General features: G+C 59.5%; 13 protein-coding genes. 3 read left to right on the plus strand and 10 right to left on the minus strand.

What is annotated here, in order from left to right; translation table 11 throughout:
- Positions 1–263: 263 nt before the first annotated feature.
- The 8 genes from J3U87_RS06515 to J3U87_RS06550 all read right to left on the minus strand — a co-directional run bounded on the left by J3U87_RS06515 (position 264) and on the right by J3U87_RS06550 (position 12561).
- Positions 264–1694, minus strand: a complete 1431-nt coding sequence (locus J3U87_RS06515; protein WP_237382225.1) for a tyrosine-type recombinase/integrase — start codon at positions 1692–1694, stop codon at positions 264–266.
- A 684-nt stretch (positions 1695–2378) separates the two neighbouring features.
- Positions 2379–4379, minus strand: coding sequence for a hypothetical protein (locus J3U87_RS06520; RefSeq protein ID WP_237382226.1), 2001 nt, complete (start codon positions 4377–4379; stop codon positions 2379–2381).
- Between the two features lie 210 nt (positions 4380–4589).
- Positions 4590–5390 (minus strand): glucodextranase DOMON-like domain-containing protein, encoded by an 801-nt coding sequence (locus J3U87_RS06525; RefSeq protein ID WP_237382227.1) that lies wholly within the window; start codon positions 5388–5390, stop codon positions 4590–4592.
- A 105-nt stretch (positions 5391–5495) separates the two neighbouring features.
- Positions 5496–6377, minus strand: coding sequence for a sugar ABC transporter permease (locus J3U87_RS06530; RefSeq protein WP_237382228.1), 882 nt, complete (start codon positions 6375–6377; stop codon positions 5496–5498).
- Positions 6374–8353: a carbohydrate ABC transporter permease gene (locus J3U87_RS06535; RefSeq protein WP_237382229.1), complete on the minus strand. Its 1980-nt coding sequence runs from the start codon at positions 8351–8353 to the stop codon at positions 6374–6376. The genes J3U87_RS06530 and J3U87_RS06535 overlap by 4 nt, the downstream gene beginning before the upstream one ends.
- 67 nt (positions 8354–8420) lie before the next feature.
- The gene (locus J3U87_RS06540; protein WP_237382230.1) at positions 8421–9644 is read right to left on the minus strand and encodes an extracellular solute-binding protein; all 1224 of its coding nucleotides are present in this window, start codon (positions 9642–9644) and stop codon (positions 8421–8423) included.
- A 109-nt stretch (positions 9645–9753) separates the two neighbouring features.
- Positions 9754–10842, minus strand: coding sequence for an ABC transporter ATP-binding protein (locus J3U87_RS06545; RefSeq protein WP_237382231.1), 1089 nt, complete (start codon positions 10840–10842; stop codon positions 9754–9756).
- Between the two features lie 192 nt (positions 10843–11034).
- A complete protein-coding gene (locus J3U87_RS06550; protein WP_237382232.1) occupies positions 11035–12561 on the minus strand; it encodes an alpha-amylase family glycosyl hydrolase in 1527 nt (508 codons plus the stop codon).
- Between the two features lie 1001 nt (positions 12562–13562).
- Between J3U87_RS06550 and J3U87_RS06555 the strand changes: the two genes are divergently transcribed.
- Entirely contained in the window at positions 13563–15029 is a 1467-nt protein-coding gene (locus J3U87_RS06555; RefSeq protein WP_237382233.1) for a glycogen synthase, read from the plus strand.
- The gene (locus J3U87_RS06560) at positions 15026–16300 is read left to right on the plus strand and encodes a glucose-1-phosphate adenylyltransferase family protein (protein ID WP_237382234.1); all 1275 of its coding nucleotides are present in this window, start codon (positions 15026–15028) and stop codon (positions 16298–16300) included. Before J3U87_RS06555 ends, J3U87_RS06560 begins: the two co-directional genes overlap by 4 nt.
- A 93-nt stretch (positions 16301–16393) precedes the next feature.
- On the opposite strand, the gene J3U87_RS06565 is transcribed toward J3U87_RS06560, so the two are convergent.
- Positions 16394–17887: an endonuclease gene (locus tag J3U87_RS06565; RefSeq protein WP_237382235.1), complete on the minus strand. Its 1494-nt coding sequence runs from the start codon at positions 17885–17887 to the stop codon at positions 16394–16396.
- 514 nt (positions 17888–18401) lie between these two features.
- Positions 18402–20105, minus strand: coding sequence for a GAF domain-containing hybrid sensor histidine kinase/response regulator (locus tag J3U87_RS06570; RefSeq protein WP_237382236.1), 1704 nt, complete (start codon positions 20103–20105; stop codon positions 18402–18404).
- Positions 20106–20591: 486 nt separating this feature from the next.
- On the opposite strand from J3U87_RS06570, the gene J3U87_RS06575 reads away from it, so the two are divergent.
- A complete protein-coding gene (locus tag J3U87_RS06575) occupies positions 20592–22916 on the plus strand; it encodes a DVUA0089 family protein (protein WP_237382237.1) in 2325 nt (774 codons plus the stop codon).
- The last annotated feature ends 144 nt before the right edge of the window (positions 22917–23060 follow it).

A 23060-nucleotide genomic window follows, 5' to 3' on the forward strand; every position in this document is an offset into this window, starting at 1 on the left:
CATTTGTAGCCGTAATCTGCAGTTGGGAAAAAAACCACCCCCACCCCCACCAACCACCAGCGAGTGCGCCAGCAGAAAAGACCACCGGAGTCCTTTTCCTGTGCCCTCAAACATACGCTTGCAGACGAAGACAATTTTTTTTCAAACCCATTAAAACCAGACAGAATCACAAATCAGGGGTACATGGTTGCCCTACTACTTTGCCCTACATCCTCACCATGTAGGGCAACATGTAGGGTTCCGGCCTTTGAGAACAGCAGGAATCAAGCGGCATTCGCGGCGTTGTGCTCTTGTTGCAGTTGCCGAGCCTCTTCCAAACTGAGGCCCACTTCCAGCGCATACCGCTCTATTTTTTTCAATGCTTCGAGTTGGTCAAACCCTTCTTCAGCTCGCTTTCGCTGCCCCAAATACTCCGCTTTACAGCGCCAGATGTAGTCACAGACCATTTGGAAATGCACTCTGCGTTTGGCCGGATTAAAGCCCGGATTAATGTAGCCACCAGTGACCCCACCTTCAAAGGCATGATTGAGAGAACGCTTCACCTTGAGGAAATCCAAACCCACTTCATCGGCAATGGAGGCAAAGGTACGGCGGCAGGCATGGACGGCAAAAGGCATTTGCAATCGTTCACTGAGCTGTTTGGCCAAAGCTCCGTACTGCGTCATGGGTTTGTGCAGAGAAGAAGCAGACGGAAAGACAAAGGGACTCACGGTGTTTCGTTGGTGTTGGAGTTTTTGAAACAGTTCCAAAGCTGCTGACGACAACGGAATCAGATGATCCCGTTTGTTTTTCGTTCCCTGAAAACCGAATTTTTCATCTGCTACTCGTCCGGGCAAGGAAATCACCTCCTGTTCCAAGTCGATATATTCCCAGCGCAAGTTTTTGGCCTCAATACCCCGCATTCCCGTAAACAGACACAAAAGCACCAGATGACAAAATCTGACAATCAGTGGTGACGCAGTGGGGTTTCTCTCCGCCTCTGCTGCCCAGACCTCTACGGTCACCACAAATTTGCCAAGATGAGCAGCCGGAATAATAATTCGTTGTGGCTGATCTTTTTTGATATGTTGCAGCATTTGCCGGGCCAGAGGCACTGGATTTTCCTTCAAAATGCGCTGTTGGTGGCCATCGAGAAACAAGGGCGTACACGTCGTCCAGATATTATTGAAGACCTTCAGAAACTCAAAACAGCGTTCCCTCGCCGTTTTCCTGATCTCGTGAAACTGCTCCACCAGCATTTCCGGAGTAATGGCCGTGAGACACTGCTTCTTCCAGGCCGTGGGAAAATGATTGCGGACTTCTTCCCGGTATTTGGCCAAGGTGCGAGGACTCAAAGCAGCCTTCACCGCAAAAAATTTGTCGAGAGCTTCCGCCACCAACACTTTTTGCGTTGGGCAATCTCCTACTTGCTGCTGTTTGACCTGCCGAGGGTCAAGACCCTTTTCGCAGAGATTGGCCAGTTTGCGCGCTTCCTGCCGGGCTTCGTCAATAGAAATAGCCGGAAATGCCCCAATGGTAATCGTGATCGGCGATCCTTTGCGCCCGGAAATCCGTTTCTCAAACTGAAACGTAGACCGTTTACGGCCCACAGTAAATTTGAGTCCGGAGACTTCCGTATCGTGTAAGGTCACTTTCTGCTGCGCCTGAATCAAACCTGTGAGCAGAGTTTTATTGAATCGTTTCTTTTGAGCCATGATGTTCTCCTTCTTTTCAAAAGTGATGAAGGAGAAAAGCGCTTTTCTCAGCCGACATCCCGCCGACAAATCCAGTCTATATCCCGTGAAATGAAAAGCAAAACCCGGGCATCCGGCGCTGTTTTACATAGCATAATATCTTGGAAATAGTGAAGTTTTGAGCAATCGGGATGAGTGATGATGTATCGAGAGGAGGGGGAGGGAAGGCCCCGTTGGGGCTGGTGCTCGGGAACCCCCGACAACCAGGGTTGCGTCGCCTCCGGCTCCTTAACCCTTCGCTGAATTGTGTCGTCCCTTCAGGACGCCCGCTGGTGGTGGACCTCCGGTCCACGTTTTTATGTATGGTGGTCCAAGCATACGGTTGGCCATCCCTTCAGGATTGGCCGCGAACGGTGAACCATTGAACATTCGGTTGACCGCGATGATGCCCACCCCAACATACCGCAAAGCAGGGATGGGCACGCCCCGGCTCGCGCTGAAGGTTCGAGCGGCGCCGGGAAAAGCTTCTCGCGGGCAACCTCCAACCAAGCATCCCCCGTGAGTGGGGGCGTTTCAACATCGCCAGGTTTGGGGTTGGGACGGCGCGGGGTATCGGTCCCCCTCGCGTGATGCCCACAAAAAAACGCCGGGTGGCTCCTTTCGGGAAACCACGCGGCGTTCGTTTTTTCGAGACGACGCCTCGGTTTAGAACTGGACCTTCATGAAGGCCTTCAGCCGGTAGTGATCGAATTCCGCCTCCGAGGTGGAAATCGGAACGTGCACGTGCGGCACGTCGATCTGGGCCGTGGCCGGCGTGAATTCGACCACCTGGCCGTTCTCGCCGCGGAAGAACCGCGGATCGTAGGTGCCGTCGATCCACTGCGCGTTCAGGCCGAACTCCATGCCCGACAGGAAGTACTTGATGATGAGCGCCACCTTGTCGCGCTCGTGATCGCCGGTCATGTAGTTGATCCAGCCGAACTCCGGCTCCCAGGACTCCATCCAGGCCGGGGTGACCTCGACGGTGCCGTCGAACAGGTCCACCTCGTAGTGCTCCAACCACACTTCGACGAAGATGTCTTCGGTCACCTGGCTGCCCAGGCTGGCGGCGATGGTCGTGTAGTCGGCCTCGCGATCGTCGTAGTTGACGTGCTCGACCGTGGTCAGCCGATAGGCGTCGTCAAGGAACTGGGGATCGGTGACGCGCTCGTCCTCGTCGTCGATGACCTTGTACTTGAACTTGAACTCCAGGCCATCACCCACTTCGAAGATGTAGGAGCCCTTGACCAACATGATGGTCGTTTCCTTTTCCTGGTAGGGCCCGAAGGGCGACCGCCAGTCGCCACCCACGCCCCAACTGTGAACGCCGTCCACGGTGGGGTACAGGCACGGGGTGCCGCCACAGTTCTGCCAGTTGCTGTTGTAGTCGACGAAGGTGAATTCGGCTTCCATCTCCAGGTCGCCGATGGCCCATTTGGGCACGATCGTGAAGCCCTTCCAGCCGGCGACCGATTCGGCCATCGACTCGTCGAAGTCGGTGAAATCGTTGTCCGCCGCGAGGCTGATGACCTGGTGGGCGTTGCCGTCCCAACCACCGTAGCCGATGCCCGCGCGGGAACTGCCGCGATCGTTGGAACCGATGTTGTAGTCGGGGCGCGACCAACCCCAGGCGCCGTCGTGACCCTCGGTCAACAACACGTCGCTTTCGCGACGGGCCGCCATCACCGACATGTAGGAGGCGCCGAAGTCGAAGTACTCGACGTTGATGGTGAGCACGTCGAACAGGTCGTTGAAATCGAGGTTGACCTTGACCGCCGTGTCCTCGTCGTCACCCAACAGGGTGGGGTTGAAGCGCACGAAATCGCCGTCGCCGTTGAAGGTGGTCGCGAACTCGGAGCGGTAGAAGGCCCCGGCCAGGTCCACGTAGTCGCTGGGCGACCAGTTGAACTTGAACCCGACGATCGAGTTGCGGTAGCGCTGGGTCAGCTCGACCCCGTCGCGGTTGTCGGGATCGGTGGCGTCGATCTCCTGGTCGTTGATGTACTCGAAGATCCCGGTCACGTCGAAGTCCTTGCCGGAATCGTATTTCATCTGAACCGCATAGGCCGCGTCCATCTGGTGCAGGTCGCCCGTCGAATAACTGGGACCGGCCCACAACTTGGGCAGGCTCACCCGCGCGAAATCCCAGCGAAACTGCTTGCGGTCGGGCTCGCTGCCCTGAATCAGGATACCGCTGACGTTGTCGCGGTCGATGTAGCGGATCTTGCCGATGGTGAAGGCATCGAACTGACCCCAGTCGTTGGAGCCGATCACGGCCGAATCGATCCAGCGATAGCCCGGCGTGACGCGCACGTAGGCACCACGGAATTTCATGTACTGGGCGGAACGGGGCTCGTTCTCGTCGTCGGCGAAACCGCCGCCGTTGGTCCAGAAGTTCCGGTCGAAGCGGGCCTTGAGGCGCCCGCCGATCTCGATTTGGCGCGAGACCTTGGAGCGGAACATCAATTCGAATTCGGTGCCCTGGCCCTGGTCGCCGTTGCCGAATTCGGAGTTGTTGTAGAGCGCGGTGTTGGTTCGACGGTTGCCGTCGAGGAATTTGGTGTAGATGTTTCCGAAAAATTCGATGCCTTTCTTGTCCTGGGCAGAAACGAATGGGGCGATGAGAAGCACGGCCGTAAACCAAAACGTACATGCACGATAATTCATGGATCGTCTCCTTATGTACCTAAATCGAGCGATTCTTGGCGGCGCTCTCGCACAATCTGTTGGGCTGCAACGTATCGCGGCGATGCTCGACGTACTTTCCGAGTACGCCTCCGGAATGCCGGACCACGCTCGCCCCAACACGTTTCGCACCAACATCTTGCACGATCACATCCATCCGAATCGCACACTTTAGGTTGTAATCTTCGACCGTCACTTGGCGGATATCATGGTCAGCACGGCCTGCTTGCCGTTGCCTTCCTCGTCGCAGGTGTGCTTCAGCATGTCGTACTGAGCCTGCTTCTCGCTGTCGTCACCCTTGCCGGAACCGGCCAGGATGTCCATGACGTGGGGATCGCAATCGCCGTCGTTGCCACCGCCGAAACGGTGCTGCCCTTCGTATTCGTTGACCTTGCGGGTGAGCAGGTCGCTCTTGGCGGGAAAGCCTTCGTTGGACTGGACCACGACCTGATAACGCCACGACTCGGGTTCGCCGCCGCCCAGATCGGCCAGTTTGACCTTGCCGCTGATGGTCTTGCCCTTGCCGTTGGTGCGCCCCGGCACCAGGATGTCGCCGTAGACGTCGGCCGCCTTCTCCTTGGCTTCGGAGGTGACGCGCGATTTGGATTGCGGCGAAAGAATGACGACCTTGTCCCAGGCGTGCTCTTCGCTGAACTTGAGATTGTTGCCGGGCAGGCCGTCGGTATGGCCGGATCCGGCCTTGCCGTCGGTATCGATGTAGATGAACACCATCTGCACCGCGAAGCCGACACCCATCCCCCATGGGTCGTCCAACTTGGCGGCCATGGAGACGCTGAACTCCACGTTCTTGCCCTTGTGTTTGACTTCCAGTTCGGTCAGGTCGAAGGACCCGGCCTTGTACACGGCATCGGTGGGGTAGACGTAGTTTCCGGGTCCGTTGTCGTCCCCGGTCGGATCTTTGAAGGTAATGGGGCCGGCCCAGGCGAAGCCCATCAGGCACAGCACCAGGAAACTCGAAATTGTCTTGCTCATGTCAACCATTCTCCTCTTCCATTCAGGAATTTGCTTGGTATGTGTGAAAGGCAAAGCGACTCGCTCCAATCCCCCGATCGCAACGCTCTCTTCCCCTTCGCGTTCCTAGCCTTTGACACCTCCGGCAGTCAGCCCCGAAACCAGGTACTTCTGCGTGTACATGAACAGAACCACCACGGGAATCGAGACGATGATGGAACCGGCGGCAAAATAGCCCCACTGCGTTGCATGCTCGCCAACGAAAAATTTCAAGCCCACCGGTGCGGTGTACATCTTCTCGGACTCCATCAGGAGCGAGGCGATGATGAACTCGTTCCAGCCGGTCATGAACGAGAACAACGCGGTCACCGAGATGGCGGGCTTGGCCAGCGGTAAAATGATGCGGAAAAAAATCATCGATCGAGAGGCGCCGTCCATGATGGCCGACTCCTCGATTTCTATGGGAATGGTGTCGAAGTAACCCTTGAGCATCCAGACGCAAAAGGGTATCGCGGTCGTCGTGTACACCAGCACGACGCCGAGGTAGTTGTTGCCCAGGCCGAGCCACTGCACGACGATGATGTAGAGCGGCACCATCATCAGCGTCCCGGGGAACATCTGGGAAACGAGAAAGGACATCAGCCCGGTGCGCCGGCCCGGAAAGCGGAAACGGGAAAAGGCGTAGGCCGCGGTACAGCTCAGAAACACGCCCAGCAAGGTGGTCATGGCGGCCACGATGGCGCTGTTGCCCATCCACACCAGGAAGTTTTTCTGGGTGATGACCTCGACGAAATTGGTGAGGGACACCTGCTCCGGCCAGGGGATGACCGCCTTGAGCCGATCGAAGAAGGTGGGATCCTTGGGCACGTGGCGAATCACCAGCAACTGCCGCCCCGAGAAGGCGATGGTACAGACCCACATGATCGGGTAGATCGTGAGCAGGGTGAACCCCATCAGAATGATGTGCAGGAAGATTTGCGGACTCTCGTCCTTCATCGAGCGACTCATGCGTTGGCCTCCGCGGCCTTGCCGGCCTTGCTCTGGAAGATGCCGTAGATCAGCAGGATCGCGAAAATCACGGTGGAGTAGGCGGCCGAGTAGCCGTACTGGTAGTTCTGGAAGGCCAGCTTGTAGGCCTTGGTGATCAGGATCTCGTTGGATCCGCCCGGGTCTCCCCCGCTGACCAGGTAGATCACGTTGAACATGTTGAAGGTCCAGACGACGGACAAAATGACGGCGGGCGTCAGGGTCGGCTTCAGCGAAGGCAACGTGATGTAGCGGAACTGCTGCCATTTGCTGGCGCCGTCCAGCCTGGCGGCCTCGTACATGTCGGAACTGATCGACTGCAATCCGCCCAGGCAGGTGACCATCATGAACGGGAAACTCAACCAGCCGTTGGTCATGACCCCGGTCAGGAACGAGGTGAACACCGAATCGAACCAGGCCAGCGGTTCACCGCCGAACATCTGGATGATCTGGTTGATGGGTCCCGATTCCTTGTTGAACATGCCCTTCCAGATCAGCGAGGTCACGTAGTTGGGAATCGCCCACGGCAGGATCAGCAGCCCGCGGTACAGGGGTTTGAAGCGCAGCCGTTTGTTGTTCAACAAAAGCGCCAGGGTCAGTCCGACCGAAACCCCGATGGTCACGTTGCAGATGGTCCAGGCCACGGTGATGAACAGCGTCCAGTAGAAGTTCTCGTAGTTGAAGTTCCAGCCGGTCTCGCTGGTCTGGATCAGGTTGAAATCACCGAGGATTTCGATGTAGTTGTTGAGCCCGATCCAAATTTCGACGAGGGTCTTGTCGGTGTTGTAGATGTTTTGATCGGTGAACGACAGGGCGATGCCGTAGGAAAAGGGGAAAAACACCAGGACCAGCATGCCGATCAGCGCGGGCAGGGTGTACACGTAGGCTTCGCGGTTGTCGACCAGGGTGCGCCAGAGCAGCGCCGCCCCGCCGAAGCCGAAGAAGAACAGCAGCGCGAAGGCGAGACCGGCATTGCCGAAGAAGGCCAGCCCCAGGCGGTTGGCGACCGCCTCCTGGGCGCGGTCGACGCCGATGTACAATTCCCCGTCGAAACTGATGAACGGATGCGGTCGCCCATAGAGATCCAGGTCCCAGGTGTTGCGAAACGGCAGTTCCAGGCCCAGTTCCATCTGGGTACCGACCTGGGCCACCGCCCCGCGAGTTTCCATGTAGCGCGCCGCCAGGTTCTGCTCGAAGGTCAGGTGTTGACGCCCCAACTGGATCAGGTGGTAGTTACCGAAGGCCACCAGGCCGGTCGCCAACAGCAGGCAGGCGGAGACCATCAACCCCCACATCCCGTTTGCGTCGTCCTCGTCCCGGAACTTGGCGAGCACCAGGTTGCCGATCAGGTACAGCAGCGCGGGAATGAAGGCCAGCAGCAGGGTCGGCCACCAGGGCAGGGGCTGCAGCTCGAGCCGTGGTCGCGAAAGGACCTCCACGTATCCTGCCACCCGATCGGGCTTCGATTTGGGGAAAAACGGAACGGCCAACTGTACCGCGCCGTCGGGTCGCCACTCGATCATGACCTCTTCTTCGCGCGCCAGTTGCTCCTGACGGTTGGTGTCGATATTGGCCCGCAGCAACTGACCGCGATCGTAGAGCGCCTTTTCGGCGCGCTTGAGACGACGCGGCGCGGCGCCGTGTTCGGCATCCTCGGGGAAGGAGGAAGCCAGCAAACGCGAACCGGAGAGGCGCAGCACCCGCACGGCCTCCACTTCTTCGGCGGCCTCGCCCCAGCGTGCCGCGATCCGCAGATAGGCCTCTTTCGATTTCTTGTCGATGGTTTCCTGGGCACCGACCAAGTCGGCCAGCGCACTGGCGCGCACCGTGGCGTGGCGCACCAGGATGCGCTTGGTTTTGTCCTTCAGGGCGCCGTGAGCGAACCAATGCCCCAGTAGCGCGGCCACCAGCCCTCCGACCAAAAGTCCCAGTGTGACCCGAACGACGTTTTTGGACATGTTTGACTTCCTTCTCCCCGATCGTCACGGCCGGCCCACGGGCCCGCGTCGCGACATGCGAACGCCGTTATTGGCCGCGCAGTTTTGCTACCGCTTTTTCGACCTGCACCTGAGCCTTGTCCATGGCGGCCTTGGGATTGGCCGTGCCCTTGACGATGGTGTTCATGGCCGTGGTGGCGGGCGACCAGAAAATCGACATTTCCGCCAGGTTGGGCATCGGTTCGGCTTGTTTGCCCTGCAGCAGGAAGACCTTCATGATCGGGTCGTGGAGAATCTTGGGGCTCTTGTAGACGTTGCGGTTGGCCGGCAACTGACGTCCTTCGACCGCCATCACGGCCGCGGCCTCCACCCCGGTGAGGTAGTTGATGAAGTCGAAGGCCTCTTCCTTGTGCTTGGAAGGCGCCGCCACGTAGAGACCCTCGATGGTCATCCAGGGCCGCATCGGTGCACCGCCGGCCTCGTCGATGGTGGGCAGGACCGCCAGCCCGTAATCCACGCCCGACTCGATTTCGCCCAGAAACCAGGGACCGTTGAAGATCATGGCCGCCTTGCCTTCGTTGAACAGCGAGGTGATCAGGGCGGTGGAAGGCTCGCCCGGCATGATCTTGTCATCCTTGTACCACTTGAGCATCAACTCGATGGCCTTGAGGTTTTCGGGTCGGTTGATGGTCGCCTTGGGGCCGGGTTCGAAAACGCCACCACCGAAGCCGTTCATCAACGCGGCGTGGTAGAAGTAATCGGAATAGGCGTAGGCCAGTCCGTATTGGCCGATTTCGGCGTTGGTGTGCTTCTTGGCGAGGGCCACCAGTTCACCGGTGGTCTTGGGCGGCTTGGTAATCATCTTCTTGTTGTAGATCAAGGTGATGCACTTGAAGTTGAACGGCAGGCCATAGACGATGTCGCGGTAGGTGACGGCCTCGAGCGTGCGCTCCAGGAAACGCTCGCGAATCTCGTCGTCCACGTAGAAATCGATCGGTTCGACCGTGTTCCCGGCCTCGATCCAACCACCGAGGCGGTCCTGGGCGAAGATGAACACGTCGGGGCCCTTGCCACGCGGCACCGCGGCCGTGATCTTGTCGGCGTAGGCGTCGTAGGGCACGGCCAGCGTCTTCACGGTCACGCCGTCCCCGTTGCTTTGGTTGAACTGTTGGACGACCTTTTCGAAGGCCGCCTTTTCCTTACCGCGGTAGGCGTGCCACACCACCAGTTCGGTCGCCGTCAGCGGCACGGTCAGCCCGACGAGGGCCGTCAAAAACAGAATCGCGAGGGTTCGAGCAGTTCCGGTAGTCATCGTCGTTCACTCCAAATGTTCCACTGTATCTGTGATCCGTGATTTCTGGGTTCCAGTCGCTCCGGTACGCGCGGCCCGGGCGACGGGGCGTCGCCTCGGTGCCCGACCTTCAGGTCAATCGCAATTCCGTTTCGGGATCGAAGAGATGGAGCCCGTCGCAACGTGCACTGAGTTTGAGGGTTTCACCGGTTTCGGGAATGTGGTGGGGATGCAGCTTGGCCACGATGCGGTCCTCGCCGGAACGGCCGTGCAGGATGACCTCGTGGCCCAGGGGTTCCACGACCTCGACCTTGCAGGAAATCTCGGCGTTGGGTACTTCGGGTTCGGGATTGGAACCGATGTGCTCGGGTCGCAGGCCCACCATGATCTTGCGGCCCCGATGACGCTGTCCCAGGTTGCCCAGCTCGCCCTCGAGCGGCAGGACCAGCGTGGCGGTCTCGACGGCCGAACCGTCCTGTTTGACAGTGCCCGCCACGATGTTCATGGGCGGCGTGCCGATGAAGCGGGCCACGAACAGGTTGCGCGGCGTCTCGTAGAGATCCAGCGGCGTGCCCACCTGCTGCACGTCGCCGCCGTTGAGCACCGTGATGCGGTGACCCATCGTCATGGCCTCCACCTGATCGTGGGTCACGTAGACCGAGGTGATCTGAAGCCGCTTCTGGAGGCTGCTGATTTCGGCGCGCATCTGCACGCGCAGCTCCGCATCCAGGTTGGAGAGAGGTTCGTCGAACAGGAACACGCTGGGTTTCCGCACGATGGCGCGCCCCAGGGCGACCCGCTGGCGTTGCCCGCCCGACAACGCCTTCGGCTTGCGATCCAGCAGGTCGATCAAGCCCAGGGAGGTCGCGGCTTCGTCGACGAGCTTCTTGATTTCGGCGGCCGGCACCTTGCGTACCTTCAGGCCGAACGAAATGTTTTCGCGCACGGTCATGTGCGGATAGAGGGCGTAGCTCTGGAACACCATGGCCACGTCGCGGTCCTTCGGGTGCATGTCGTTGACGATGCGGTCTCCGATCTTCATGGTGCCCTCGGAGATGTCTTCCAGGCCGGCGATCATGCGCAGCACCGTGGATTTGCCGCAGCCCGAGGGACCCACCAGAACCATGAATTCCTTGTCGCGGATCTCCAGGTTCAGGCCCTCGATGACCGAGACCGAACCGTAACGTTTGCAAAGATCCGTCATTGTAATGCCTGCCATAAGCTTCACCCGTTTCTCTCGAGGATTCTTCGTTCTCCAATGGGTCGGCGAGGTCGGGGACGCCCGCACGGCGGCATGGCGGTTCCTATCGAAACGTCCTCGTGCGATCGACCGGGCTCGTCCCGATCCAAATCCCGCCGCGCCTGCCTGTCCGTGCTTTCTAGCTCTCGCATACCATCTCCAGGGTTCGCGTCAGTCGCGCCCCGCGATCACTCGGGCGCCCAACGGTGGCACGGCGAAGTGCAGCTTGCCGTCGGCGACCTCGACCGGTGCTCCGGACAGCAGCCCGCGTGCGGCCGGTTTCGTCCATGATTCGGGTTTGGCGACCACTGCGGGCGCGGGTACCTTGCCGCGATTGACGGCCACGACGACCGGCCCCTGCGAGGTCGCATCGCCCTCCGCCGGGGTGCGCGCGAAGACCAACAGGTCGCCCGCCGTATGGAGCTCCTGGTAACCGCCGACGGCGAGAACCGGATGTTCGCGTCGCAACCGGATCAGCTCGCGATAGAACCGCCGCATGTCCTCGTCGCGCGCGACCCCCTTTCCGGGCTTGATGTCGCGGGAGCCCCAGGGCATGTCGGAGCGGTTGTCCGGCCAATCTCCACCCAGTCGGCCGACCTCTTCGCCGTAGTAGATCGTGGGCAGGCCCACGCTGGTCAACTGCAGTGCAACCAGCAGTTTGAAACGCGCCTTGTCGCCACCGAGTTGGAACAGGGCGCCTGGCACGTCGTGGGACGAAAGGTAGTGCGCCAACTGGTAGCCCGGCCGCACCCGATGGCGTTTCATCAGGTACCGACTGAAGGCGATCGTGCGGCCGCGACCCTGCACGAACGCCAGCGCCGAGCCGACGAAGCTGAAATCGAAACCGCCGTCCATTTCGTCGTGTTCGAACCAGTCGTCGAGCACCTTGTAGTCACCGCCCCACACCTCGCCGAGCAGGAAGAAGTTCTCGCCCAACTCGCGATCGCAGCGGGCACGATGCTCGCGCCAGAATGGGTGGTCCACGTGCTTGACGGTGTCCAACCGGAACCCGTCCAGGCCCACCCGTTTGGCCAGCCCCAGGTGCGCCTTCATCAGGTAGTCGGCGACCTCCGCCTTTTCCGTCTTGAAATCGGGCAGCCCCGACAGGCAGGAAGTCAGGTCGTCGTCACCACAGGGACTTTCCCGCCGGCCGGTTCGCAACCAGTCGTTGGCGTGATCCTTCTTCAGGTAGGCCGCACCGTAACCGCAGTGATTGTAGACGACGTCCAAAACCACCTTGATCCCGCGCCGGTGGGCTTCATCCACCAGCTTCTTCAGCTCGGCCTCGGTCCCGAATCGATCGTCGATCCGATAAAAATCATCGGCCCAATAACCGTGGTAACCCCAATCGGGAAAACCGACTCCGTCCACATAGTGGTCGATGTTCTTGACCACCGGCGTGATCCATACCGCCGTGATGCCCAATTCGGCCAGTTCGTCCAGTTGCCGGGTCAACCCGACCAGATCGCCTCCGTGGAAGGTGCCCTTGGCCTGGATGTCCACATCGCGGTTGTTGCCGGGATCGCCGTCGGCAAAGCGGTCCAGGACCACGAAGTACAGCACGTCGTGGGACCAATCGGTCGTCGGTACCGGTGTGCCGCGCGGTGGCGGCCGATCGGAGGCGAGCGAACCGCAGATGGAAAGCGTGAGGAAGGAAAGCAGAGCCAGTCGCCCGAGTCGCCGCGAATACGTGCGCAACCACGGACACCGGACGGAAGCCCGGTCTTTCGGTAGATAGTCGAGGAGCATCATACAGGATATATCCCAGAAAAAATCAAGTCTGTAGACAGGGCCGCCCGCCCAGCGCGAAGCCCGGGTACAAGGAATGCTCGGAAATCCCCGAAGGATTCCATAGGACGGCCGTGAAACCTGACAAGATACCAATCGAGTAGCGAACGAAAGCAATATGTCCCCGCCAAACAGACGGACGGAGAACGATAGATTCCGAGAATCAAGATGAGAGATCGTTTTGTGGAATCAGTAATTAGTGCGCCTATTTTTAGCACGTGGTTCACAACCAGAGCAACAGTTTGATGGGTCTTTTTTTCCCAAAGCGCCAGGTTCGCCGAACCAGCGAAATTTGCCGAAGGGCACTTAAAAAGCCATTCACGAGGATACCCTTGGTTTCCTTTCATAAATCTGGGATTTTCAATATTTTAATTACATGAAAGCATCAAATCGCGTTGGATTCTTTCACAGCTCCCATGGCATACTTTTCCACCGGTGCTCATCCGGAAACCGCGGTTTTCACAACCGTTCACCTGAACCACGGTCGGCTGTTCAGGATATCGCGCCTCGGGTTCACGCCCTTCCAAAACCGCGTGACCCAAGCCCGAACGGCGGTGGCGAGGCCTCGCCGGTCCGCCGATTCGCGGGGGCACCGGCGATCGCCGCCCGGATCGAGGAGGTACTGCCTCTTGAATCGATCGAAAGATGACCGGTAGAATGTGCCCATCTCCCCTTGGTTTTGACAAACCGCGGCAACCGCAAGGCCCTCCGCCTCGGCGTTCCGGTCGAAACCCATCCCCTCCAAAGCCTGACCCGGACAACCGGAGTTCCACTTCGCGGTCTTCGCACCGGTGCGACCCATCGCGAAAATAAGCTCCCCTCCAGAGCCTACCGATACGGTTCATGGCGTGTAACTCGAAAAGAATGTAGTGGGTGGCGGATCGCGGAACCCAAACAGGAGAAAGGATCTCATGAAAATTCTGATTGCGGCCGCGGAAGCGGTACCCTTTGTCAAAGTCGGCGGTATGGGTGATGTGGTCGGCTCGCTGCCCAAGGCACTCCATGCGTTGGGGGTCTCGGTGCGCGTCATCATGCCGGGCTACGGCTTCATCGACAAGAAGGCTTTCGACTTGAAGGTCGCTTTCACCTTCGACTACCGCTACCGAGGCGAAACGGTCCAGGTCGTGATCTACCGAACCCAGCGAGCCGGCGCCGAATTTTTCTTCGTGGAAGCCAAGCCCTGGTTCGGCGAGCAGTCGACGGTCTATTCCCCCGATTCGGAATGGGATGTCCCGCGCTTCACCCTCTTCAGCCGTCTGGTCCTGGAGACGATGTCGCGCATGGCCCAAACGGACGACTGGACGCCGGACGTGCTGCAGGTCAACGATTGGCACATGGGTCTGCTGCCGCTTCTCCTGAAGGTCGAGCACCAGGCCGACCGCTGGACCAAGACGGCCAGCCTGTTGACGATCCACAACTCGGCCTATCAGGGCGAGAACGCCGGCAACTACATCGAGGACCTCGTGCCGAAACGGAACCATCCCGATCTCCTCGACCTGGAACTGGAAGACAACTTCCTCGCGATCGGTGTGGCCTATGCGGACAAGGTCAATACCGTCAGCCAGGGTTTCGCGGACGAAATCAAGGCCACCACCAAACCCAAACCCCTGGAGGTTCTGCTCCAGCGCCGAGGCGACGACTTCGTCGGAATCCTGAACGGCCTGGACTACGATCAGTGGGATCCCCAACGCGACAAACACATCCACCGCGACTTCCACGCCAGCCAATTGGAAACCCAACGATTGCTTAACAAAAGATTTCTACAATCGTCGAGCGGTCTTCCCCTCGATGACGAAGCCCTGTTAATTGGCATGGTGACTCGGCTGGTTCCCCAGAAGGGAGTCGACCTGGCCCTCGACGCCTTGGAACGGCTCTCCCAAGACCGTCCCTGGCAACTGGTCGTCCTCGGAACCGGATTCGACGCTTTGGAAAAGCGCCTGCTGGACATCGAAGAGAACCGGCAACCCGACGTGCGCGCCATGTTGCGGTTCGATGAAAAAGTGGCGAGAGACATCTACGCAGGCTGCGACCTTTTCCTCATGCCGAGCCGGTTCGAGCCCTGTGGCATGGGCCAGATGATGGCGATGCGATACGGCGCGCTTCCGCTGGTCCACCGAACCGGCGGATTGGCGGACACCGTGACGGCGCCCACCGAGGATCCCGATCAGGCGACAGGATTCGTTTTTGATAAACCCGAGGCAGAAGCCCTGAAAGAGTCCCTGGAGACCGCCCTGAAAATCTACAATGAGGCGCGCGACACCTGGCGCCGCATGCAACGCACCGCGATGGCACGCGATTTCTCCTGGAGCGCAAGCGCCCGCTCCTATCTCGACCTTTACCGAATGACCGCCAGGATACGCGAGGGAGCACATTCGTGAAAGTGAAAGCGATCGTTTTGGCCGGTGGACGGGGTACCCGCTTGGCCCCCCTGACGCTCAAACGCGCCAAACCCGCAGTCCCCTTTGCGGGCAAGTACCGAATCATTGACTTCACTTTAAGTAACTGTGTCAATTCCAATATCTTCGACATTCTCATCATTACCCAGTACCGACCCCACAGCCTCAACGAACACATCCGCAACGGGCGCCCCTGGGACCTGGATCGCGGATTCACCGGCGGCGTTCACCTACTCCACCCGTTTCAGGGCCTGAAGGAAAAGGATTGGTACGCGGGCACCGCCGACGCCGTCCTGCAGAATCTCAACTTCGTGCGTCACGGCGTGCCCGACCTGGTGCTGGTGGTCAGCGGCGACCACGTCTACAAGATGGATTACACCAAGTTGATCCGCTTTCACCAATCTCACGGCGCCGATGCCACGGTGTGCACCGTCCACGTCCCGCTGGACCAGGCCAACCGGTTCGGCATCCTGGAAGTGGGCGAAGAGCAGCGCATCGAAGCCTTTATCGAGAAACCGGAGGACCCGCGCTCAACCCTGGCCAGCATGGGCGTTTACTTGTTCAATTACAAGGCTTTGGAGCGGGCACTCATCGACGACGGCGACCGCCGCGATTCGTCTCACGACTTCGGTCGCGACCTGATTCCCCACATGCTGCGCGGCGGCACCGACATCCGCGCCTTCCCCTTTTCCGGGTATTGGGTCGACGTGGGCATGGTCGACACCTATTGGCAGGCGCAGATGGATCTCTTGCGCCGTCCTCCGGCCATGGATCTCAACGACCGCAACTGGGTCATCCACACCCGCAGTGAAGAGCGTCCGCCGACCCGGATCGCACGGGGCGCGGAGGTCGCCAACAGCCTCATCGCCAACGGGGTCGTGATTTCCAAGGACGCCATCGTGGAGGACTCGATCTTTTCACCCGGTGTCTTTGTCGGTCCCGGCGCCCGAATTCGCCAATCGGTTCTGCTGAGTGACGCCCACATCGGCGCCGAATCGGTGGTCGATCGCTGCATCATCGACAAGATCGTGGCCACGGGTGAACGCTCCACCATCGGCCGTATCGAGGAAGGCGACGGGCTGGGCATCACCTGCATCGGAAAGAGCACCCATCTTCCACAAAACCTGGTGGTCGGGCGCGGCGCTCGAATCGGTACCGATCTGACCCCGGAAGATTTCGCGGTGTTCGAGAGCGGTACGGTTCCGGACCATGCGCGAGTCGGTTTCGAACCGGGGAGATCGAAGCTGTATTGAGCCGGCGTCACAAACGAAAAAGCCGGCAAGCGCGAGGCCTGCCGGCGTGATTCGAGCCGCGGTCGCAACAAGGGCGACCGCGGTGGGATCGGCTCAGCGGTGAGCCGCGGTATCGATTTTCAAACCGTACCGGGTCACACTGTAATCGGTGACCAGGACGACGCGAATGGTGTCGCCATCGACCAGCGCCCAGCCGTCGGTGCGCCCGAAAGCACTGCCCGAACCACCGGAGATCAGGTTTCCGGAGACCTCGTAGATCATCTGATCGCTGGCGTTGAAGATGCGCACGAAGTCGTAGTTGCTCTCGGTATCCAGACGATCGAAATGAACGCCGACCTCCGAAGCGCCCGGCTGGCTGAAGGTGTAGGTGTAGGTCTGGTTGTTGGCGTAGTTGTGCGGCGACTCGCGCAGGAAGGCGTCGTCGTAGACCCAATCGCCGCCGGAGCTACCGGAGGACCAGGTGGCGCGAAGCGTTCCGGAGGAGGCCTCGTAGCCGTGGACCAGCACGTGCCAGGCCCCGGATGCCGGGTTGCTGAAGGTCACCGATTCGTCGGAACCCACCTCGTAGGGCGCCTTGAACTCGCTCTCGTTGTGCGAGCCGGAATCGCCGGGCCAGTTGATGGTCGCGCGCTTCACGTAGAGGTCGGCATCGCCGCTACCGCTGATGGTGACCGTCAACTGCGTGGTTCCGGCCGGCAGGTTCAGGGTGTAGCGAACCACATCGTCCTTCGCGAGGTTGAAGTTGACCGGCACGTCGTTGGCCAGGTCACCGGTGCCGCCATCGCCGCCATCGCCGCCGTCACCGCCGTCACCGCCGTCGGTACCGCCACCGAAGCCCCAGGCGGGAGCGACCCATTCGGGGTTGTCGACATAAGGGTTGCGGTTGCCCTGGTACTGCGCGACCAGGTCGTTGCGCTGCAGCTCGTCCCCATCGACGGGATCGGCCAGGTGCCAGGCGTAGAACAGGTCGAGATCCCCGACCTGGGCGATGTCGTAACTGGGATACATGGTGTAGAAATAAAAAACCGCGCGGGCCACATTTCCTTTGTGATCTTCGCGCGGTTCGAATCGGCTGTTGGTGCCTTCGCTGTAAGCGTCGATATTTTGCGAGGGTATCGAGCTGGTGGTCTGGTCGTCGATCATCCAGGCCGTGGTCTGGCTGTCGGCAATGTCCGCGAAGGGATAATTGGAGCGCCGACTGTTGAATACGTTATAGGTGGGAAAGAGATGGTGGATGTCGGACCGCATCGGCTCGGCTTTGTTGAAAAAGCTCTGCGGGACCGTGTGCTCGGCATTGATCGGCCAGGGGTTGGTGCCGGTGCCGCCGTAGGTCCAAGAGACCTCGTGACCACCGTACACGCAGATGACTTTGTTGTTCTTGTTGTCGATGAGGTTGTACATTTTGCGGCGCGCATCCGAATAGCCGAGGCTTTGGATTTGGCCATCGTAAAAGTTGTTTTTGATCCAAGAGCGGAGTGCCGCCCCTTCAAGTCCGGAAGGCGGGGTTTGGGCAAAGGCCGAGGACACACAAAGAGCGAAAAAGAAAAGGCATACGGCCTTCTTCGCCAGAGCGCGAAGATCTTTCATGGCGTGAAATCTCCTAGATTTACATCACATGGCGGCAATATCCCGCGAGTGGAGCCCTCTCGAAAAAATATGAATTCGTCGACTGCCGGCGCCTCCTACGTGGGAAGCGGTTAAGCCGGCTTTGCTCCGTGGATCGCCGCATGAACATCGAAATAGAATGCCGGACCGCAGGGTCCCTAAAAACACGAACTCAAACTTACCAAAGTTTTACATCCATGTCTGTTAATTTTTTGTGAGCAAAACTAAGAAACCGAACGAAGAATCACATCATCCCAAAACAACAACTCACAAAAACACAACACAAATATCAAGATTAAAACAGGTTACTCACAGAACCCGCCTCCCGCGCGAGTCCTTCCGAAAGAGGACGACAGCAAGCTGGCAACCAAAAATCACGGGTGCCCTTCGCGCCATTTCCTCACCGTTTTTTTACATTACCTAACAGAAACGCCCCGGCCCGATCCGTGAAACGCCGGAATCGCCGGCTTCCATCACACCCACCGACCCGTGCCGGCTACATGCCCACCAAAACGCGCGCCACTTCCCGCTCGAATCGATCCAGGGTCAGGGGTTTGGCCACGTACCCGTCCATACCGGCGGCGAAACACCGCTCTTCGTCGCCCTTCATGGCGCTGGCCGTCATGGCCACGATCGGGGTGTGACCCTCGCGCTCTTTCTCCAGTTCGCGAATGGCCCGGGTCGTTTGGATGCCGTCCATCTCGGGCATCTGCAGGTCCATGAGAATCAAGTCGAAATGGTGGTTGCCGAAGGCCTTCAATGCGGCCTGGCCGTTCTCCACGAGGGCCACGCTATGACCCAGATTCTCCAACATGTCGCGCGCGACGATCTGGTTGATGGGATTGTCTTCCACGAGCAGGATGTGTTGGGGCGACAACTTGGCGGGGGACATCATTTCGTCGGCGGGCTGCGGCAGCACCTCGGCGGCACGGGAACCGTCGCCGGATTCGGAAGGCGCGTCGGTGGCTTCCTGCACCGGTATCTCGAAAGTGAAGGTACTGCCCTCACCCGGCTGGCTGCGAACCCAGATTCGCCCACCCATCATCTCCACCAAGCGCGAGCAAATAGCGAGACCCAGGCCGGTTCCGCCGAAAAAACGGGTAATGCTCTGGTTCGCCTGGGAAAACGCCTCGAAGATGAGCTGTTGCTTGTCGGCCTCGATGCCGATCCCTTGATCCTCGACGGAAAAGGCGAGCCGGAGGTGATCGGGATCGCTCTTTTCGGGCCTGGCATCCACGACCCGAATGATGACCTTCCCGCCGGAACTGAATTTGATGGCGTTGCCGATCAGGTTGTTGAGTACCTGTTCCAAACGAAGCGGATCGGCGAGGACCCGTGCAGGCAGATGCTCGGCCACTTCCAATTGAAGCTCGATACCCTTTTTGCGGGCGCCCAGCTCGTGCGATCGGCGCAAGGCCTCCAGTCGCCGCTCGAGATGGAAGCCGACTCGTTCGAAATCCAACTTTCCAGCTTCGATTTTGGAGAAATCCAGGATGTCGTTGAGCAGGCGCATCAGGATTTCGGCGGAATTCTTGATGATTTCGACCTGTTGCCGCTGCTCGTCGCTCAAGTTGTTGCGAAGCACCAATTCGGTCATGCCGATGACCCCGTTCATGGGTGTCCGGATCTCGTGGCTCATGTTGGCGAGAAAACGGCTTTTTGCCTGGGAGGCCTCGCGTGCCTGCTTGAAGGCCTCGCGCATGCGACGCCCGGCGAGCCGCAACTCCAATTGACTGATCACCTGGCGGGCGATCACCTTCAACATCTCCACCTGATGGGGCTCGAGCTTTCGCGGTACCACGTCGATGACACACAGCGTGCCCAGGTTCAATTGATCGGGCGTGGTGAGCGGTACCCCGAAATAGAACCGGATATTGGGCGCGCCGATCACCAACGGGTTGTCCGAAAAACGGGGATCTTCGGAGGCATCGGCCACTTCCAACGGTTCGAAGTCGTGTATCGCGTGGCCACAAAAGGAGATCTCGCGATGGGTCTCGCAGGCTTCCAACCCCTGCTTGGACTTGAACCATTGGCGGTGGGCATCGACGAGGGAGACGAGAACGATCGGGGCACCCGTCACCTGCTGCGCCAGCCAGGTAAGGTCGTCGAAAGCCTGCTCCGGCGGCGTATCGAGGATTTGATAGCGCTCGAGGGCAGCCAGCCGTTGAGGTTCGTTCTCCGGAATGTCAGGCACTTTCATGGGCCGGCTCTCACCGAGGGCGCGGGTTCGAAGTCCAACGCCAAGTTCTTTAGGACCGCACAAAGGGGTAACTGTCAAGAAAAGAGAAGAGCGTGCTCGATTGTAGCACGAGTCAGATGGGGCCACAGGAGTGAATGAGCGTGGAGAGGCGAGGCCGAGCAGGAAGGGGACCACCACGTAAACATCTTGCAAACATCAAAATAGAACACGAAAACAGAAAATATACATTTCTGAGAAAAGATACAAAACAAGAAAATAGGCACATTTCTTTCTCCAAGCCAGCTCACGGAGAGTTTTCTCCACAAAAAGGCAGGCCAAAACTCCACTTTTAACCATTCCTTAACATTGCAACCTCCTCGAGGAAACGAACCAAATCACAAAAACGCTGCCCACCAACAGATCTCCCCTTTTGGCAGGCTACTTGTTCCTAGGCGGCGCACCCTGGATGCCCCATCGGGCCATGGGTAAACACTGAGGAGTTTGTGAATGCATAGAATGCGTATTATTTCATTCTTGATCATGATGTGCTTTTTTTCCGTCAATTCGGTTTCCTTGATGGCCGCCCCGCTGTCAGACCAAGTCCCCCAACTTCAGGTGGGTGACGCTTGGACCATCAAAGTCTCCCAATACGATCTCCACGGAACCCGCGGCAACCTGAAACCCGCCACCCTGTACCAGTTCCGCGTCAGTGCCGCCGCACTGGTCGACGGCGAGTCCGCACTGATCGTGGACATTGCCGAGTACGATACCGGCATTGCCTACGGCAGGCTGTATCTCGACGCGCTTACTCGCCAGGTATTGCGTTGGGAAAAAAGAGCTTCTGCCAACACCGTCTACAACTTCGTCACGGCCGACGCGGCCGATCGGAACGGTCTTCCGGTCATGGCGGAGCGCAGTCTCGTTCCGTTCGACATGCCGTCCTTCACCCAAGAGAAGGACGAAGCACGCTATCGCTACGTACCCGCGATCGAGGGCGACTGGGGCTTCGAAGTCGAAGTGCACCAGACCCAGGTCGACCACCCCGACTTCACCCGCATCGCCTTGACGCAGGGTCCCAAAACCATTCTGCAGGATTGGCATCGCGGTGAAATCTGGTGGCGTCGCGCCGAACAGCCCGGCTTCTTCGTCGCCGAGTTGGTCGACGTGAACCTCAACACCAAATCCTTCAAGAAACACAAGACCCCCAAGGTCATAGAGCGCGACATCCGCAAGCCCGAGGGCCGTTGGTCCTATCCGACCGAAGCGAGCGCCACTCAACCCTGGAGCGAGGCGGGCGGCCACGATCACCTGGAACACCGCGAGCGCGCCCACAAGTTGGAGAGCCACGACGCAGAGGCGAGCCACTTCGTATGGTCGGGCTACTGGTGGGCGTCCGCGCGCGGCGACCAGGCCCCGACGCCCGCGACCCGCACCTATGCCGACGGCGGCCTGCTGGAGAAGTACGACCAGTACTACCGCGCCCGCTACGGTCGCGACAACGCGCCCAGCGCCAAACAGTGGGAGCTGGACAACTACAGCACCGGCGAAGCCTGGTTCGGGCACTGCAACGGCTTGGCGGCAGCGTCCATTCTGGCTCGTGAACCGCGCACCGGCATCACCGCCGAGGGCATCGATTTCTCCGTGGGCGACCTGAAGGGCCTGCTTTCCGAAGCCTACTACGACATCAACGTATCCGCCTTCATCGGCGACCGTTACTACGGCGAAGGTTATCCCGCCGCCGATCCCTCCGCCTACGATGCCCACCGCGCATTCGTCACCTACCTGGGCCAACAGGGCCAGGCCATGGTTCTCGACATCGACCGCCGTTCCGAGGTTTGGAACTTCCCGATGTACAAGTACGAAATGACCGTGACCGAAGACACCGAGAACGCGAAACGCGTCAACGTGGTCTGCAAAGCGTTCTTCGCATCGGCGTCTGTTGGCGCCAACTACCTCGGTCGCAAGCACTTCGTCGTGACCTACAAGTACTGGTTGACGGTCGACCAAAACGGCAACCCGACTCCGGGCCCCAGCGGCTGGATCGAGGAAGGCCAGGACGACAAACAGGTCAACCCGGACTTCATCTGGATTCCCGAGAGCAATCCACCCAGCGGCTACTACCGCTCGCACAACAAAGGCCTGGACTGGAACCTGATCCGCGACATCCTCAACACCAAACCCGCGACCCAAAAGCTGGAACTCGATTCGCCGCTGACCGGCCAACTGGTGAACGGTGCTCCCAAGTGGTTCGAACTGAACGTCTTGGAGCGCTCCACCTACACTATCCAAACCGCAGCCGGCACGACCAGCGACACCGTGCTCGCCATCCACGCCGATCCGAACCAGGAAGCCCTGGCCGAGAACGACGACATTTCCAACGGCAACAACTTCTCGCGCGTGTCCCTGAGCCTGAACCCCGGTACCTACTACATCATGGTGCGCGGCTACGACAACAACCAGAACGGCAGCTTCGTCCTGACGGCGACCTGCCTGGGTTGCGACGGCACCCGCGACTATCCCGAGCTGACGGTGAACGCCGCCGCGATCACCGGCGAAATCGCCAACGGCGGCGATGCGAACTGGTTCCAATTCACCGTCGCGGAAAGCGGTTCCTACACCATCGAGTCCTGGCTGGGCAGCCTGTCCGACACGGTTTTGGCACTGCACACCAACACGACCCAAAACGCCATCGCCGAAAACGACGACAAGGCCAGCGGTAACTACGCCTCGCGGATCACGCGCGACCTGACCGCCGGTACCTACTTCGTCAAGGTGACCGCCTACAGCGCGGAGCAAACCGGAAACTACACCATCTCGGTGAAACGCAACTGATTGCCGCCAACGGGAGGTCGCGCATCGCTTCGATGGCGCGATCGCTCGCTCGGCCCCAATCGGGCCCCGCCCATCTATCGATCCATGATCCCGAGTCTCGTTCGCCAGCGAACGAGCGGTTCTCTCCTGAGCCGCCGGACCCCA

The sequence above is a fragment of the Sulfidibacter corallicola genome, from assembly GCF_017498545.1.
Lineage (GTDB): Bacteria > Acidobacteriota > Holophagae > Acanthopleuribacterales > Acanthopleuribacteraceae > Sulfidibacter > Sulfidibacter corallicola.